Annotated in this window: 16 protein-coding genes; 8 read left to right on the top strand and 8 right to left on the bottom strand. The window is 72.2% G+C overall.

The window, feature by feature from the left end; genetic code table 11:
• Together AB0O67_RS31625 and AB0O67_RS31630 are read left to right on the top strand one after the other, a co-directional pair.
• Window positions 1–1,291 (top strand): FAD-binding oxidoreductase (locus tag AB0O67_RS31625; protein WP_365457561.1); only part of this gene is annotated, 1,291 nt, incomplete at its 5' end.
• Between the two features lie 72 nt (window positions 1,292–1,363).
• Window positions 1,364–1,762, top strand: coding sequence for a hypothetical protein (locus tag AB0O67_RS31630; protein ID WP_365457564.1), 399 nt, complete (start codon window positions 1,364–1,366; stop codon window positions 1,760–1,762).
• 145 nt (window positions 1,763–1,907) lie between these two features.
• Here AB0O67_RS31630 and AB0O67_RS31635 read toward each other — a convergent pair whose 3' ends face one another.
• Entirely contained in the window at window positions 1,908–2,189 is a 282-nt protein-coding gene (locus AB0O67_RS31635) for a helix-turn-helix transcriptional regulator (protein ID WP_365457567.1), read from the bottom strand.
• Complete coding sequence (locus tag AB0O67_RS31640) at window positions 2,189–2,686, bottom strand: DUF2975 domain-containing protein (protein ID WP_365457570.1); 498 nt, start codon at window positions 2,684–2,686, stop codon at window positions 2,189–2,191. The genes AB0O67_RS31635 and AB0O67_RS31640 overlap by 1 nt, the downstream gene beginning before the upstream one ends.
• 130 nt (window positions 2,687–2,816) lie before the next feature.
• Between AB0O67_RS31640 and AB0O67_RS31645 the strand changes: the two genes are divergently transcribed.
• Window positions 2,817–3,365, top strand: coding sequence for a hypothetical protein (locus tag AB0O67_RS31645; RefSeq protein ID WP_365457573.1), 549 nt, complete (start codon window positions 2,817–2,819; stop codon window positions 3,363–3,365).
• A gap of 47 nt (window positions 3,366–3,412) precedes the next feature.
• Here AB0O67_RS31645 and AB0O67_RS31650 read toward each other — a convergent pair whose 3' ends face one another.
• On the bottom strand, window positions 3,413–4,087 hold the full coding sequence (locus AB0O67_RS31650; RefSeq protein WP_365457576.1) for a PH domain-containing protein: 675 nt from the start codon (window positions 4,085–4,087) through the stop codon (window positions 3,413–3,415).
• 227 nt (window positions 4,088–4,314) lie between these two features.
• Here AB0O67_RS31650 and deoC point away from each other — a divergent pair, with 227 nt between their 5' ends.
• The 3 genes from deoC to AB0O67_RS31665 are packed head-to-tail and all read left to right on the top strand — an operon-like array spanning window position 4,315 to window position 7,587.
• A complete protein-coding gene (deoC, locus tag AB0O67_RS31655) occupies window positions 4,315–5,265 on the top strand; it encodes a deoxyribose-phosphate aldolase (protein ID WP_365457605.1) in 951 nt (316 codons plus the stop codon).
• Window positions 5,266–5,270: 5 nt separating this feature from the next.
• Window positions 5,271–6,707 (top strand): aldehyde dehydrogenase family protein, encoded by a 1,437-nt coding sequence (locus tag AB0O67_RS31660; RefSeq protein ID WP_365457579.1) that lies wholly within the window; start codon window positions 5,271–5,273, stop codon window positions 6,705–6,707.
• Window positions 6,700–7,587: an aldehyde dehydrogenase family protein gene (locus tag AB0O67_RS31665; RefSeq protein WP_365457582.1), complete on the top strand. Its 888-nt coding sequence runs from the start codon at window positions 6,700–6,702 to the stop codon at window positions 7,585–7,587. Before AB0O67_RS31660 ends, AB0O67_RS31665 begins: the two co-directional genes overlap by 8 nt.
• A gap of 494 nt (window positions 7,588–8,081) precedes the next feature.
• On the opposite strand, the gene AB0O67_RS31670 is transcribed toward AB0O67_RS31665, so the two are convergent.
• The 4 genes from AB0O67_RS31670 to AB0O67_RS31685 form a co-directional block, all read right to left on the bottom strand.
• On the bottom strand, window positions 8,082–9,713 hold the full coding sequence (locus AB0O67_RS31670) for a phospho-sugar mutase (protein WP_365457585.1): 1,632 nt from the start codon (window positions 9,711–9,713) through the stop codon (window positions 8,082–8,084).
• A gap of 292 nt (window positions 9,714–10,005) precedes the next feature.
• Window positions 10,006–10,830 (bottom strand): purine-nucleoside phosphorylase, encoded by an 825-nt coding sequence (locus AB0O67_RS31675; protein WP_365457588.1) that lies wholly within the window; start codon window positions 10,828–10,830, stop codon window positions 10,006–10,008.
• Between the two features lie 99 nt (window positions 10,831–10,929).
• Window positions 10,930–11,208: a hypothetical protein gene (locus tag AB0O67_RS31680; protein WP_365457591.1), complete on the bottom strand. Its 279-nt coding sequence runs from the start codon at window positions 11,206–11,208 to the stop codon at window positions 10,930–10,932.
• A gap of 52 nt (window positions 11,209–11,260) precedes the next feature.
• Window positions 11,261–11,698 carry a gamma-glutamylcyclotransferase gene (locus AB0O67_RS31685; RefSeq protein WP_365457594.1) on the bottom strand — a complete coding sequence of 146 codons (438 nt, stop codon included), beginning with the start codon at window positions 11,696–11,698 and terminating at the stop codon, window positions 11,261–11,263.
• Window positions 11,699–11,804: 106 nt separating this feature from the next.
• Between AB0O67_RS31685 and AB0O67_RS31690 the strand changes: the two genes are divergently transcribed.
• Together AB0O67_RS31690 and AB0O67_RS31695 are read left to right on the top strand one after the other, a co-directional pair.
• Complete coding sequence (locus AB0O67_RS31690) at window positions 11,805–13,253, top strand: NAD(P)H-quinone dehydrogenase (protein WP_365457597.1); 1,449 nt, start codon at window positions 11,805–11,807, stop codon at window positions 13,251–13,253.
• Between the two features lie 176 nt (window positions 13,254–13,429).
• Complete coding sequence (locus AB0O67_RS31695; protein WP_365457600.1) at window positions 13,430–14,404, top strand: DeoR/GlpR family DNA-binding transcription regulator; 975 nt, start codon at window positions 13,430–13,432, stop codon at window positions 14,402–14,404.
• Window positions 14,405–14,644: 240 nt separating this feature from the next.
• Here AB0O67_RS31695 and AB0O67_RS31700 read toward each other — a convergent pair.
• Window positions 14,645–15,283, bottom strand: a 639-nt coding sequence (locus AB0O67_RS31700; RefSeq protein ID WP_365457603.1) for a biotin/lipoyl-containing protein, incomplete at its 5' end; no start/stop codon positions are given.

A 15,283-nucleotide genomic window follows, 5' to 3' on the forward strand; every position in this document is an offset into this window, starting at 1 on the left:
CGAGACCGACTTCACCGGCCGCTACCGGGGCCGGGCCCGCCTGGTGGTGCGGCCCGCCGACACCGCGCAGGTGGCCGAGGTGCTGCGGCGGTGTCATGCGGGCGGTGCGCCGGTCGTGGCGCAGGGCGGCAACACGGGGCTCGTCGGTGCGTCGGTGCCCACCCCGGACGGCGGCGAGGTGGTGCTGTCGCTGCGGCGGCTGGACGGCATCAGGGCGGTCGACCCGGCCGCGGGGCGGGTGACGGTGGGCGCCGGGGTGGTGCTCTCCGACCTGCACCGCCATGTCGCCGCGCACGGGCTGGAGTTCGGCGTCGACCTCGCCGCCCGGGACTCCGCGACGCTGGGCGGGATGATCGCGACCAACGCGGGCGGTGAGCGGGTCGTGCGGTACGGCACCACCCGCGCCAACGTGGCCGGGCTGGAGGCCGTGCTGGCGGACGGGACCGTACTGGACCGGCTGGCCGGGCTGCCCAAGGACAACACCGGGTACGACCTCACCGGCCTGCTGGTCGGCAGCGAGGGGACGCTCGCCGTGGTGACACGGGCCCGGCTGCGGCTGGTGCCCCGGCTGCCGGAGCGGGTGACCGCGCTGATGGGGCTCGACTCGCTGGAGGCGGCGCTCGCTCTGGTGGCGCGGCTGCGGGTGCTGGAGTCGCTGGAGCTGGCCGAGTTCTTCATGGCCGAAGGGCTGGCGCTGGTGCTGGAAGCGAGCGGGCTGCCCGCGCCGTTCCGTGCGGCGTACCCGGTGTATCTGCTGGTGGAGTGTGCCGGGCGGCGGGACCCGGCCGAGGAACTGGCCGGCGTGCTGGACGAGGCCGGGCCCGGGGACACGGCGGTCGCGCTCGTGGACGCGGACCGGCGGCGGCTGGCCGCCTATCGGGAGCGGCACACCGAGTCGATCAACGCGGCGGGCGTGCCGCTGAAGCTGGACGTGACGGTTCCGCTGGCCGAGGTGCCCGGCTTCGTCGCCGATCTGCCGGGGGTGCTGGCGGGGCGCGGGCGACCGTATCTCTTCGGGCACCTGGCCGAGGGCAACCTGCACGTCAACCTGCTGGACGTGGCGGCGGAGGACGAGGAGGCGGTGACCGGCGCGGTGCTCGGGCGGGTGGCGGCCGTGGGCGGCAGCATCAGCGCCGAACACGGGGTGGGCCGGGCCAAGGCCCGCTATCTGCATCTGAGTCGGTCGCAGGCGGAGATCGCGGTCATGCGGTCGGTGAAGGCGGCACTGGATCCGACGGGGCTGCTCAATCCGGGGGCGGTGCTCCCTGGGGAGGGGTGGGTCGCTGATTGAAGCGCACAAGCGCTCTCAACTACCCTGTGTCCTGAACTGCTTACTCAGCGCGATCGCAAGGTGGCACCAAAGATGGCTCGTAACTCCTCCCCCAGGCCCACCACCCGGCATGCCCTCGCCGTGCTCGCGACGGCGGGGGCGGCCCTGAGCGTGTCCGTGGCACCGGCCGCCGCGGACACCGAGTCCGTCCTGGGCATGGTGCACACCCGCCCGACCTCCCTCGGCGACATCGACCCCGAGGCGGGCGCGGCGGCCCTCACCGGCTCCGTGGGCTACGTGGCGGGCCCCGTCGCCGGCCTCAAGCCCAACCCCCTCGCCGGCACCGGTGTCGACCCCCTCAACAACGGCGTCGGCACCCAGCTCGCCGACTTCAAGCCCATGTCGTCGGAGTCCCTGACGGACCCCCTGACGCAGGCCGAGTCGTTCGCCGCGGTGCCTGTGGTGGGGCTGGCGGCCCGGTTGCTGAGCTGAGCCGAGGGGTGGGTTCGGGTGGGCGCTGTCGGGGGCGCCGTACGGCGAAGGGCCGCGCTCCCTGTGCGGGGCGCGGCCCTCGGCCTGTCGGGGTGCGGCACCGGATCGCCGCGGCGGGCGCGGCTGTTGCGCGGAGCGCGCGGGCCTAGTTCGCGGGGGCGCGCTCCCCGTCGGCCCCGGTTCCGGCTGCCGCTGGCTGACGTTCCGTGTCCTGTGCGTCCACCCCGGCCTCCCACCGCAGCAGGTCCCCCGGCTGACACTCCAGTACCTCGCACAGGGCGGCGAGCGTGGAGAACCGTACGGCCTTCGCGCGACCGTTCTTGAGCACCGCCAGGTTGGCCGGCGTGATCCCGACGCGCTCGGCGAGTTCGCCCACGGACATCTTCCGCCTGGCGAGCATCACGTCGATGTCGACGGTGATCGGCATCAGATCACCCCCTGCAACTCGGCCTCCAGCCGCGCCGCCTCGACCTCCCGCGCGACCGCCTGCGCGAGCAGCATCCGCAGTACGAGCACGATCAGCGCGACGCCCAGCGCGGCCACGACGGCCCCGCCGACCAGCAGGACGACGCCCGGCGCGACGGCCTCGCCCGGCGCGAGCATGTACCCGAACGCGCTCAGCAGTACGGCGGCCGCGGCGATGGCCCAGAGCACGACGTCCACGTAGCGGAAGGCGGCGGGCGAGAACACGGTGCCCTTCCGGACCATGGTCACCAGCCGCCACACGCAGACGAGTACGACCTGGACGGTGACCACGCCGAGCACCAGGACCACGAGGAACGCCGCTCGCGGATACGCGAGCTCCGAGGTGCCCTCCTCCAGATCGGCCCCGATCAGCGGCACCATCACGGCCTGCACGAACACGGACCCGGCCAGCAACACCACCAGCACGCCGCGCAGAGCGAGCGTCGTCATCTGCCCCACAGTCCCTCCTTCACTCGACCCGCGATAGGAATCTATCGATTCTCGATAGGTCAGGCAAGTGGTGCCGCCGAAGCCGACGCACATCTCGTCCCCGCGTGCGCCGGTCGCCGGCCCGTGTTCGGATGTGGACGTGGAGAGGATCGCCCGGCATCTCCTGGCCAAGTGCCTCGGCCGCCCCAGCGGACCGCTCGGCCGTCTCGGCGGCCGGCTCATGGCCCACGGCAACGCCGCGACCGAACGCCACGTCGTGTCCCTCGCCGCTCCCGCCGAGCAGGACGTCGTGCTCGTCGTCGGCCCGGGCCCCGGTGTCGGTCTGGCGGCCGCCGCCGAACGCTCGGCCCACGTCATCGGCATCGAACCCTCCGACGTCATGCTCGCCATGGCCCGTCGCCGCTGCGCACGGCTGATCCGGCGGGGCCGCCTGCGCCTCAGCCCTGGCACGGCCGCGTCTGGCACCCCCCCCGACCCGCATGGCACCGGTGGCAGCCCAACTGAGCGCGAGCCGCACCCCACACACCTGACAGCACCTGCCATGCGCCGACGGGCGGACTGCCGCGGGGGCGGAATGGGCTCGGGGACCCAGGTACGGGTCTGGCCGGGCGGTCGGCCGTTGCGGGCGGGCAGGTCGTCCGCCGCGAACGCGTCGGCACCGGGGCCCGTGCCGGCCTGCCTCGCCTGAGTGCCCGACACGAACCGGTCAGGTTCGGCTCGCCCGGAGGGTCGTCGCTAGCCGATCGCCAGCAGTACCGCCAGCAGCACCGCTCCGGCCACCGCCGGGGCGAGGAGTTCGTACGCCCAGCGGACGGTCACCTCGCCCTGGGCCGTCCTCGCGTCCTCGCGGGCCTCCAGCGTCTGGCGCAGGTTGTGGATGATCTGGTCGCTCTCGGCGCGGACCGGGCCGTCATGGACGTCGACGTCCGACAGCCCGCCGAGGCCACGGGAACGGCCCTTGCCGCCGCCCGAGGCCTGCGCCGTGCGCCGTGCCTCCTTGCGGGCCGCCCGGCTGCGGGCGCGCAGGGAGACGGGTATGGCCCACATCTGGTACGTGTCGCCCGCCTTGCTGACGACCTCGTTGGTGTACCCGGCGCGCAGCGAGGCGACCTCTCCCCACGGGAGCACGATCAGGCGGAAGGGGTTGCGGACGCGCAGGCGGTCCTCACCGGCGTACACGGCGGGCCGCAGGGTGAAGGCGACGACCAGGGGCACCACGAGGAGGAGCGTGGCGAGCGCGAGCCACGGTGTGCTGCCCTCGCCCGAGATGATCGCGTCCACGCCGAGCCATCCGGCGAGGCCGAGCACCAGGACGCCGCCGACGAGACCCATGGGCGACCGGTAGATCCGGTCCCGGGTCGTGGGGCGCGGCGGCTGCGGCGCGGGTGACTGCTGGTCCGGGGTCGTCATGTCTTCGATTCTGCCGTATGCCCGCGGCGCCCCGCCGACCGCCTGAGCGCGGCAAGCTCCGCAGGTTCCGCAGGCCCCGCAGTCACCGCGGCCCCGCATGCACCGCGAGCCGCTGCAGGCCACCGCAGGGACCCGCCCCCGTCCATCCCGCTTCCTTCCCGCACCGTCCCGCTCTCTTTACGGGGCTGTACAGCTGCTACGCGCGTAGATATGCTCGTCTGGTGACCATGCCCACCACTGCACACACCCTCTCGGACGCGGCGGCCTCCGACGGCACGCTGCGCCGCTTCCTGCACGGGCTGCCCGGCGTCGACGCGGTCGGCCTGGAGGCGCGCGCCGCCTCCCTCGGCACCCGTTCCATCAAGACCACGGCGAAGGCGTACGCCATCGACCTCGCCATCTCGATGGTCGACCTGACGACGCTGGAAGGCGCGGACACCCCGGGCAAGGTCCGGGCGCTCGGCGCCAAGGCGGTCCACCCGGACCCGACGGACCGTACGACCCCGGCGACCGCGGCCGTCTGCGTCTACCCCGACATGGTGGCCACCGCCAAGCAGGCCGTCGCCGGCTCCTCCGTCAAGGTCGCCTCGGTCGCCACCGCCTTCCCGGCCGGCCGCGCCCCGCTCTCCGTCAAGCTCGCGGACGTGCGCGAGGCCGTGGCCGCCGGTGCCGACGAGATCGACATGGTCATCGACCGCGGCGCCTTCCTCGCGGGCCGTTACATGAAGGTGTACGACGAGATCGTCGCCGTGAAGGAGGCGTGCGGCACGGCGGCCCGCCTGAAGGTCATCTTCGAGACCGGCGAGCTGTCGACGTACGACAACATCCGCCGCGCCAGCTGGCTCGGCATGCTGGCCGGGGCCGACTTCATCAAGACCTCGACCGGCAAGGTCGCCGTCAACGCCACGCCCGCGAACACGCTCCTGATGCTGGAGGCCGTGCGCGACTTCCGCGCCCAGACCGGCGTCCAGGTCGGCGTGAAGCCCGCCGGCGGCATCCGCACCTCCAAGGACGCCATCAAGTTCCTCGTCCTGGTCAACGAGACCGCCGGCGAGGACTGGCTGGACAACCACTGGTTCCGCTTCGGCGCCTCCTCGCTTCTGAACGACCTGCTGATGCAGCGCCAGAAGCTGGCCACCGGCCGCTACTCCGGCCCCGACTACGTGACGGTGGACTGATCACCATGGCTTCCGTGTTCGAGTACGCACCCGCGCCCGAGTCCCGCTCGGTCGTCGACATCGCCCCGTCCTACGGCCTGTTCATCGACGGCGAGTTCGCCGAGGCGGCCGACGGCAAGGTCTTCAAGACGGTCTCCCCGGCCACCGAGGAGGTCCTCTCCGAGGTCGCCCAGGCGGGCGAGGCGGACGTCGACCGTGCCGTGAAGGCCGCGCGCAAGGCCTTCGAGAAGTGGTCGGCGCTGCCCGGCGCCGAGCGCGCCAAGTACCTGTTCCGCATCGCCCGCATCATCCAGGAGCGCTCCCGCGAGCTGGCCGTCCTGGAGACCCTGGACAACGGCAAGCCGATCCGGGAGACCCGGGACGCCGACCTGCCCCTCGTCGCGGCGCACTTCTTCTACTACGCGGGCTGGGCCGACAAGCTCGGCCACGCCGGCTTCGGGTCGTCCCCGCGGCCGCTGGGCGTGGCCGGCCAGGTCATCCCGTGGAACTTCCCGCTGCTGATGCTGGCGTGGAAGATCGCCCCGGCGCTGGCGACCGGCAACACGGTCGTGCTGAAGCCGGCCGAGACGACCCCGCTGTCCGCGCTGTTCTTCGCGGACATCTGCCGCCAGGCCGGCCTGCCGAAGGGCGTCGTCAACATCCTGCCGGGCTACGGCGACGCGGGTGCCGCGCTCGTCGGACACCCGGACGTGAACAAGGTCGCCTTCACCGGCTCCACCGCCGTCGGCAAGGAGATCGCCCGCACGGTCGCGGGGACGCGGAAGAAGCTCACGCTCGAACTCGGCGGCAAGGGCGCCAACATCGTCTTCGACGACGCCCCGATCGACCAGGCCGTCGAGGGCATCGTCACGGGCATCTTCTTCAACCAGGGCCAGGTCTGCTGCGCGGGCAGCCGGCTGCTGGTGCAGGAGTCGATCCAGGACGAGCTGCTGGACTCGCTGAAGCGCCGGCTGTCGACGCTGCGCCTGGGCGACCCGCTCGACAAGAACACCGACATCGGCGCCATCAACTCCGCCGAGCAGTTGGCCCGGATCACCGCGCTCGCCGACCAGGGCGAGGCGGAGGGCGCCGAGCGCTGGTCCCCGGCCTGCGAACTGCCGTCGTCCGGCTACTGGTTCGCCCCGACGCTCTTCACGAACGTCACCCAGGCGCACACGGTCGCCCGCGACGAGATCTTCGGCCCGGTCCTGTCGGTGCTGACGTTCCGTACGCCGGACGAGGCCGTGGCCAAGGCCAACAACACTCCGTACGGACTGTCCGCGGGCATCTGGACGGAGAAGGGCTCCCGGATCCTGGCGGTCGCGAACAAGCTGCGCGCGGGTGTCGTCTGGTCCAACACGTTCAACAAGTTCGACCCGACCTCGCCGTTCGGCGGCTACAAGGAGTCGGGCTTCGGCCGCGAGGGCGGCCGCCACGGCCTGGAGGCGTACCTCGATGTCTGAGCGACTTTCTGTCTTCAAGACCTACAAGCTGTACGTCGGCGGGAAGTTCCCGCGTTCCGAGAGCGGCCGGGTGTACGAGGTGTCGGACTCCAAGGGCAAGTGGCTGGCCAACGCGCCGCAGTCCTCGCGCAAGGACGCCCGTGACGCGGTCGTCGCCGCCCGCAAGGCGTTCGGCGGCTGGTCCGGCGCGACGGCGTACAACCGGGGCCAGGTCCTCTACCGCGTGGCGGAGATGCTGGAGGGCCGCAGGAGCCAGTTCGTCCACGAGGTGGCGGACGCCGAGGGGCTGTCGAAGTCCAAGGCCGCCGAGCAGGTCGCGGCGACGATCGACCGCTGGGTCTGGTACGCGGGCTGGACCGACAAGATCGCCCAGGTGGTGGGCGGCGGCAACCCGGTGGCGGGCCCGTACTTCAACCTGTCCTCCCCCGAGCCGACGGGTGTGGTGGCCGTCGTGGTTCCGCAGGGGTCGTCCTTCCTGGGGCTGGTCTCGGTGGTCGCCCCGGTGATCGCGACCGGCAACACCGCGGTCGTGATCGCGTCCGAGAAGGCCCCGCTCCCCGCCTTGTCGCTCGGCGAGGTGCTGGCCACCTCCGACGTCCCCGGAGGTGTGGTCAACGTGCTGTCCGGCCGTACGGCGGAGCTCGCGGCGCCCCTGGCCTCGCACCAGGACGTCAACGCGATCGACCTGGCGGGTGCCGACGAGGTGCTGGCGAAGGAGCTGGAGATCGCCGCGGCGGACAACCTCAAGCGCGTGCTGCGTCCACAGCCTGTGGACGACTGGTTCGCGACCCCGGGGATCGACCGCATGACGGCCTTCCTGGAGACCAAGACGGTCTGGCACCCGACGGGCTCGCTGGGGGCGTCGGGGTCGGCGTACTGATCGGACGCGGCAGGTGGCGTGAGTCCGACGGGCGGTCTTGACAGGCGCGCGCACAGGCTCGGCGCGTCCAGGCTCCGGGGGCCCGGGCTCCGCCTGCCCGGGGGCCGCCCCCGTCCACGCGCCATGTGAACGTCACGGCGCCGGGCCGCCCACGCGGGCAGCCCGGCGCCGGTCGTTCAGGGGCGCCGTGTGCTCAGGGGCGGCGCACGTCGGCGAAGTCGCCCGCGGACACCGCGGCCGCCGTGGTGGACGAACCGGCGTAGGACCGGCGGTAGGTGCCGTCGTCGTACGCGCGGACGGAGGCGGAGAGGGAGCCGTCGGCGCCAACTCGTCACCGCCACGACCCCGCGCGGCACCTTCACGTACCGCGTCTACGCCAACCACGTCTCACCCGGCCGCGGCACCCCGTCCCACGGCCTCCACCGGGGCGACCTCACCCTCCAGTCCTGCGTCGGCGACGACGGAGAGTGCGCCGCCGTACCTGCTTCGGCGACTCAGATGCCCGCCGCCTCGGACAGGTCCCGCTTGATCGCCGCCAGCAGCTCCGTCGCCCTGGCGCGGGCCGCCGGGAGGCCGGCGTGGGCGGTGACGGGGACCACCACCTCCAGGTAGCACTTCAGCTTCGGTTCGGTGCCGCTGGGGCGGACGATGACGCGGGCGCCGTCGAGGGTGTAGCGCAGGCCGTCCGTGGGCGGGAGCTTGTCGGTGCCCTGGGTGAGGTCCTCGGCCCTCGTGACCGGCAGGTCCGCGAGGTGGGTCGGGGGCTGCTCGCGCAGGCGGCGCATGGCGGCGGCGATGACCGAGAGGTCCTGGACGCGGACCGAGAGCTGGTCGGTGGCGTGCAGGCCGTGCTCCACGGCGAGGTCGTCGAGGAGGTCGGGGAGGGTGCGACCCTGCGACTTGAGGACCGAGGCGAGTTCCGTGATCAGCAGGGCCGCCGTGATGCCGTCCTTGTCGCGTACGCCGTCCGGGTCGACGCAGTAGCCGAGCGCCTCCTCGTAGCCGTAGCGGAGGTTCTCGACGCGGGCGATCCACTTGAAGCCCGTGAGGGTCTCCTCGTGGGCCAGACCCGCCTTCGCGGCGATCCGGCCCAGGAGGGAGGAGGAGACGATCGACTCCGCGAACGTGCCCTGCGCCCCGCGGTTCACCAGGTGGGCGGCGAGCAGTGCGCCGACCTCGTCGCCGCGCAGCATCCGCCAGTCGCCGCCGTCCTTGACGGCCGCGGCGCAGCGGTCGGCGTCCGGGTCGTTGGCGATGATCAGGTCGGGGTCCGTCTCGCGGGCCTTGGCGAAGGCGAGGTCCATCGCGCCGGGCTCTTCCGGGTTGGGGAAGGCGACGGTGGGGAAGTCCGGGTCGGGGTCGGCCTGCTCGGTGACGAGGGCGGGGGCGGGAAAGCCCGCGCGCGCGAACGCGGCGAGGAGGACGTCCGTGCCGACGCCGTGCATCGCCGTGTAGACGGTGCGGGCGGTGCGGGGGGAGTCCTTGGCCAGTACGGCGTCCGTGCGGGCGAGGTAGGCGTCCAGGACGCTGTCGTCGAGGGTCTCCCAGCCTTCGGTGGGGCGCGAGACCGTGGTGAGGGACGGGATCGCGGCGATCTCGGCGGCGATGTCCGTGTCGGCGGGCGGGACGATCTGGGAGCCGTCGCCGAGGTAGACCTTGTACCCGTTGTCGCGGGGCGGGTTGTGGCTGGCGGTGACCTCCACGCCGGCGACCGCGCCGAGGTGCCTTATGGCGAAGGCGAGGACGGGGGTCGGCAGGGGGCAGGGGAGGACGGCGGCGCGGAGGCCGGCGCCGGCCATGACGGACGCGGTGTCACGGGCGAAGTCGGCCGACTTGTGCCGGGCGTCGTAGCCGATGACGACGAGGCCGCCCTCGTGGCCCTGCTTCCTGAGGTACGCGGCGAGGCCGGCGGCGGCGCGGATGACGACCGTGCGGTTCATGCGCATGGGGCCGGCGCCGAGTTCGCCGCGCAGGCCGGCGGTGCCGAACTGGAGGGTGCCGCTGAAGCGGGCGCCGAGTTCGGTGACGTCCTTGGTGTCGATCAGGCGGGCGAGCTCGGCGCGGGTGTCCGGGTCGGGGTCCTCGGTGAGCCATGCCTGGGCCTGTGCGAGGAGGTCGTCTTGCACGGTCGGTCAGCCTCTCGTCGTGGGTGGCGCGCCGTGCCTGCGGCGGCCTGTGCGGTGGGTGCCTGGTTGCTGGGGCGCCTTGTGCCGGTGCGTGGGTCGGGGCCGTGCCGGGGGTGTCGGTCCTCGCAACGGCGCGGAATCGGTCGCTCACCTACTCGACCGTGTCGACGCGCCAACCGCCGCGGGCGGACACCCCCCCGGCACGGCCCCTTCCCGCCGTGGGCGGGTGCGGCGTCGTGCGCCCGACCGTAGACCGCCGCGGGCGCGGGCGGGGCGTGGCGCGGCCGCAGGGCTACAGGCGGTCCAGGACCTGGGTCAGGAGGGAGCCCATCCGGGTGGCGGAGTCACGGCCCGCCTGGAGGACCTCCTCGTGGTTGAGGGGCTCTCCGGTCATGCCCGCGGCGAGGTTCGTGACGAGGGAGATGCCGAGGACCTCCGCGCCCGCCTCGCGTGCCGCGATGGCCTCCAGGACCGTCGACATGCCCACGAGGTCCGCGCCGATCACGCGGGCCATGCGGATCTCGGCCGGCGTCTCGTAGTGCGGACCGGGGAACTGGGCGTAGACGCCCTCCTCCAGCGTGGAGTCGACCTCCTTGCACAGGTTGCGCAGGCGCGGTGAGTAGAGGTCGGTCAGGTCGACGAAGTTCGCGCCGACGATGGGGGAGGTCGCCGTGAGGTTGATGTGATCGCTGATCAGCACCGGCTGGCCGGGTCGCATGCCCTCGCGCAGGCCCCCGCAGCCGTTGGTGAGGACGATCGTCTTGCAGCCGGCGGCGACGGCGGTGCGGACGCCGTGCGCGACGGCGGCGACGCCGCGGCCCTCGTAGTAGTGCGTACGGCCGAGGAAGACCAGGGAGCGCTTGTCGCCGATCCGGTACGAGCGGATCTTGCCGCCGTGCCCGGCGACCGCCGGCGGCGGGAACCCGGGCAGCTCGGTGACCTGGAACTCGGCCTCGGGGGCGCCCAGCGCGTCCACGGCCGGTGCCCAGCCGGAGCCCATCACGAGGGCGACGTCGTGGGACTCGGCGCCGGTGAGTTCGCGCAGGCGCGCGGCGGCGGCGTCGGCGGCGGCGTAGGGGTCGCCCTGGATGTCGTCCGGAAGAAGAGATGCGTTCACGCGGACGAGGGTAGCCGGTCTGGTCCTACGCGCGTAGATGACAGAGGTCACGGGATTGCGATCGTTGTCTTGTCGTTTCCGACGAGGAGGGTCGGCACGTCATTCGTCGGTGATGAGGACGTCCTTGTCGTTGAAGACCTCGACGATGAAGATGAGCAGCCGGCCCCGGCTGACCGTGTACTCCACGATGATGTTCTGCGTGAGCCGGATCGTACGGTCGTCGCCGGTGGCGCTTATGGGGCGCGACACCGAGAGGAAGGGGTCGCGGGCCAGCAGGGCGATGCCCTTGTCGAAGGCGATGCGCTGCCGGTCCTCCAGCCGGTCACGGGCGTCGGCCGCCTGCACCGTGAAGTAGACGTCGTACGTGGTGGGGGACATGCGATCTCCCGTTGGGCGTCGATCCCTCAAGTCTAGGAGCGGGAGGCCTGCGTCAGCAGGGCCTTTTCCGCAGCTCCGTCACGTAGTCGTGCGGCGCGCCGGCCGATTCCGCGGCGTCCGCGATCTCGCCCAGGTAGCGGGCGGAGGGCAGACCGCCCTCGTAGCCGTTGAGGACGTAGACCCAGGCGCCCTCCTCGCCCTCGAGGGTGTGGACGCGGATGCGCATCCGGCGGTAGACGCCGAGGCCGACGCCCACCCACCGGTCGAGTGACTCCTCGTCCATGGGTGCGATGTCGTAGAGGGCGACGAAGACCTGGGAACCCGGTGATTCGACGAGCGTCGAGAGCGCGCCCTCCCAGCCCATGTGCTCGCCGCCGAACGTCAGCCGCCAGCCGTTCATCCACCCCGTGGCCCGCATCGGCGAGTGGGGGGCGCGGCGGGACATCAGCCGCGCGTCGAGGTTGCCGGCGTAAGCGGCGTAGAGCGACATGGGTCGAGAGTACGGCAGTCGGCCAGCGCGTCACTTCCGTGTCAGGGGTACCTGTGGTAGCTCGGGCAGCCCCCCGGGGCAGTCGCACATTGAAGGGTGCGGGACAATGGAGTACGTGACTCGGATCGTGATCATCGGTGGCGGACCCGGCGGATACGAGGCGGCGCTTGTAGCCGCCCAGCTCGGTGCGGAGGTGACCGTCGTCGACTGCGACGGTCTGGGCGGAGCGTCGGTGCTGACCGACTGCGTGCCGTCGAAGACCCTGATCGCCACGGCCGAGGTGATGACCACCTTCGACTCCTCGTACGAGGAGCTGGGCATCATCGTCGCCGACGACACCCCGCACGTGGAGCAGGCCGCCCGCGTGGTCGGTGTGGACCTCGGCAAGGTCAACCGACGGGTGAAGCGGCTCGCGCTCGCCCAGTCGCACGACATCACCGCCGCGGTGACGCGGGCCGGCGCGCGGGTGATGCGCGGGCGGGGGCGGCTCGAGGGCATGCAGGCGCTCGACGGGTCGCGCAAGGTCGTCGTGCGGGCCGCGGACGGAACCGAGGAGACGCTCGTCGCGGACGCGGTGCTCATCGCCACCGGAGGGCATCCCCGTGAGCTGCCCGACGCCCAGCCCGACGGCGAGCGGATCCTGAACTGGACGCAGGTCTACGACCTCGACGAGCTCCCCGAGGAGCTGATCGTGGTCGGATCGGGTGTGACCGGTGCCGAGTTCGCGGGCGCCTACCAGGCGCTCGGGTCCAAGGTCACGCTGGTCTCGTCCCGGGACCGGGTGCTGCCGGGCGAGGACCCGGACGCGGCCGCCGTGCTGGAGGACGTCTTCCGGCGGCGCGGCATGAACGTCATGGCGCGCTCGCGGGCCGCCTCCGCCAAGCGGGTCGGCGACCGGGTCGAGGTCACCCTCTCCGACGGCCGGGTCATCACCGGCTCGCACTGCCTGATGGCCGTCGGCGCCATCCCGAACACCGAGGGCATGGGGCTGGAGGAGGCCGGGGTCCGGCTGAAGGACTCCGGGCACATCTGGACCGACAGGGTCTCGCGCACCAGCGCCCCGGGCGTGTATGCCGCCGGTGACGTCACGGGGATCTTCGCCCTGGCGTCCGTCGCCGCCATGCAGGGCCGTATCGCCATGTACCACTTCCTCGGCGACGCGGTGACCCCGCTGAACCTGAAGACCGTCTCGTCCAACGTCTTCACCGACCCCGAGATCGCCACCGTCGGCTACACCCAGGCCGACGTCGACGGCGGTGTCATCGACGCCCGGGTGGTGAAGCTGCCGCTGCTGCGCAACCCGCGCGCGAAGATGCAGGGCATCCGGGACGGCTTCGTCAAGATCTTCTGCCGTCCGGGTACCGAGATCGTGGTGGGCGGTGTGGTGGTGGCTCCGCGCGCTTCCGAACTCATCCATCCGATCTCGATCGCCGTCGACAACAATCTGACGGTCGAACAGATCGCGAACGCGTTCACCGTCTATCCCTCCCTTTCGGGGTCGATCGCGGAGGTGGCCCGCCAGCTCCACACCCGGAAGGCCACCGGCGAGGGCTGACGTTTCCCGCGGCCGAAAGTGACTCCTCGCTGGTCACGGGGAGTCGCCGACCATGCGTTCGGCATAGGCGGCGTGGGTAGGCTGCTATACCACTTCCCGTAGACGTGTGCGAACAACTTCTGTTATTCGGCGCAAACTGCTGAAAGCAGACGGTCGTTGGGGTTACTGTCAGTTTCGTGTTCGCTGCAGAACGTCGCCAGTTGATCCTCGAAATGGTGCGCGCCAACGGGGCCGTGTCGCTCCGTGAGCTCGCCCGCGTCGTCCAGACCTCCGAAGTGACCGTACGGCGGGACGTGCGCGCACTCGAGGCAGAAGGACTCCTAGACCGCCGGCACGGCGGTGCGGTATTGCCGGGCGGATTCACGCGGGAATCCGGCTTTCCGCAGAAGTCGCATCTCGCCACCGCCGAGAAGACCGCCATCGCCGACCTCGCCGCGAACTTCGTGGAGGAGGGCGAGGCGATCGTGGTCGGGGCCGGTACGACGACCCAGGAGCTGGCCCGCCGGCTCGCCCGGGTCCCCGGCCTGACAGTCGTCACCAATTCCCTGCTCGTGGCACAGGCCCTGGCCCATGCCAACCGGGTGGAGGTGGTGATGACCGGCGGCACGCTCCGCGGTTCCAACTACGCCCTCGTAGGGTCGGGCGCGGAGCAGTCCCTCCAGGGGCTGCGGGTGTCCCGGGCCTTCCTCTCCGGTAGCGGCCTGACCGCCGAACGCGGTCTGTCCACGTCCAACATGCTCTCGGCCTCCGTCGACCGGGCTCTCGTCCAGGCCGCCGCCGAGGTCGTGGTCCTCGCGGACCACACCAAGCTCGGTACGGACACGATGTTCCAGACCGTCCCGACCGATGTGATCACCCGCCTCGTGACGGACGAGCCGCCGGCCCACGACGACCGAGCCGCCACCGAGCTGCAGGCGCTGGCCGATCAGGGTGTCCAGATCGCCGTGGCCGGCACGGGAGCCTCGGGAAACTCCGGTACCGCGGGCGGTGAGGGCAACCCGGCGCGCCAGCAGCGCCGGGACGTCCCGCTCCCGGGCCCCCGGCGCGGCCAGGTCCCGGGCGCCGGGTCGCCGCTGCGCACGGCAGCCGTCCTCGGCGAGCAGTCGCCGGGCGGGGAACGGGCCAGGGTCGCCGATCTGCGGCGCCGGTGACAGGCCGTGACCCGCGACTGAGCGGGCTGCCCTGAGGGGGCGGTCCGTCAAGTGTTCCCGGCGCCGTCGTGAGCGGCTGCGAGCGGGACGGCGGCGAGCGCCGCACACCCGGCCTGCGTACGTCCGGCCCACGGCGCCGGCTCACCGTCGGCACCGGCTTGCCCACGCCGCGCGGGAAACGAAGCGCCCGGCGGACGCGGGAAGCCGGTCCGCCGGGCGCTCAGAATGTCGTACGACCGCTCAGTCCTTGATCTCGCAGATCAGCGCGCCCGACGTGATCGACGCGCCGACGTCCGCGGTCAGGCCCTTGATGGTGCCGGACTTGTGGGCGTTCAGGGGCTGCTCCATCTTCATCGCTTCGAGTACGACGATCAGGTCACCCTCCTTGACGGCCTGACCCTCCTCCACGGCGATCTTGACGATGGTGCCCTGCATCGGCGAGGCGAGGCTGTCGCCGGACGCGACCGGGCCCGACTTCTTCGCGGCGCGGCGCTTCGGCTTGGCGCCGGCGGCGAGGCCGGTGCGGGCCAGCGACATGCCGAGGGAAGACGGGAGGGAGACCTCCAGCCGTTTGCCGCCGACCTCGACGACGACCGTCTCGCGGTCCAGCTCCTCCTCCGCCTCCGCGTCGGCGGGTGCGGTGAAGGGTGTGATGTCGTTGACGAACTCGGTCTCGATCCAGCGGGTGTGGACGGTGAAGGGGTCGGTGGAGCCGGTGAGTTCGGGTGCGAACGCCGGGTCCTTGACGACCGCGCGGTGGAAGGGGATGGCGGTGGCCATGCCCTCGACCTGGAACTCCTCCAGGGCGCGTGCGGCCCGCTGGAGGGCCTCGGCGCGGGTGCGGCCGGTGACGATCAGCTTGGCGAGCAGGGAGTCCCA

It is taken from the genome of Streptomyces sp. NPDC086077 (assembly GCF_040686175.1).
Lineage (GTDB): Bacteria > Actinomycetota > Actinomycetes > Streptomycetales > Streptomycetaceae > Streptomyces.

Excerpts from the sequence above, each read along its gene's own strand:
- AB0O67_RS31635 (WP_365457567.1), bottom strand. The coding sequence starts at position 2,189 with ATGCCGATCACCGTCGACATCGACGTGATGCTCGCCAGGCGGAAGATG.
- AB0O67_RS31630 (WP_365457564.1), top strand. The coding sequence starts at position 1,364 with ATGGCTCGTAACTCCTCCCCCAGGCCCACCACCCGGCATGCCCTCGCC.
- AB0O67_RS31680 (WP_365457591.1), bottom strand. The coding sequence starts at position 11,208 with ATGTCCCCCACCACGTACGACGTCTACTTCACGGTGCAGGCGGCCGAC.
- deoC (WP_365457605.1), top strand. The coding sequence starts at position 4,315 with ATGCCCACCACTGCACACACCCTCTCGGACGCGGCGGCCTCCGACGGC.
- AB0O67_RS31690 (WP_365457597.1), top strand. The coding sequence starts at position 11,805 with ATGGAGTACGTGACTCGGATCGTGATCATCGGTGGCGGACCCGGCGGA.
- AB0O67_RS31685 (WP_365457594.1), bottom strand. The coding sequence starts at position 11,698 with ATGTCGCTCTACGCCGCTTACGCCGGCAACCTCGACGCGCGGCTGATG.
- AB0O67_RS31650 (WP_365457576.1), bottom strand. The coding sequence starts at position 4,087 with ATGACGACCCCGGACCAGCAGTCACCCGCGCCGCAGCCGCCGCGCCCC.
- AB0O67_RS31660 (WP_365457579.1), top strand. The coding sequence starts at position 5,271 with ATGGCTTCCGTGTTCGAGTACGCACCCGCGCCCGAGTCCCGCTCGGTC.
- AB0O67_RS31665 (WP_365457582.1), top strand. The coding sequence starts at position 6,700 with ATGTCTGAGCGACTTTCTGTCTTCAAGACCTACAAGCTGTACGTCGGC.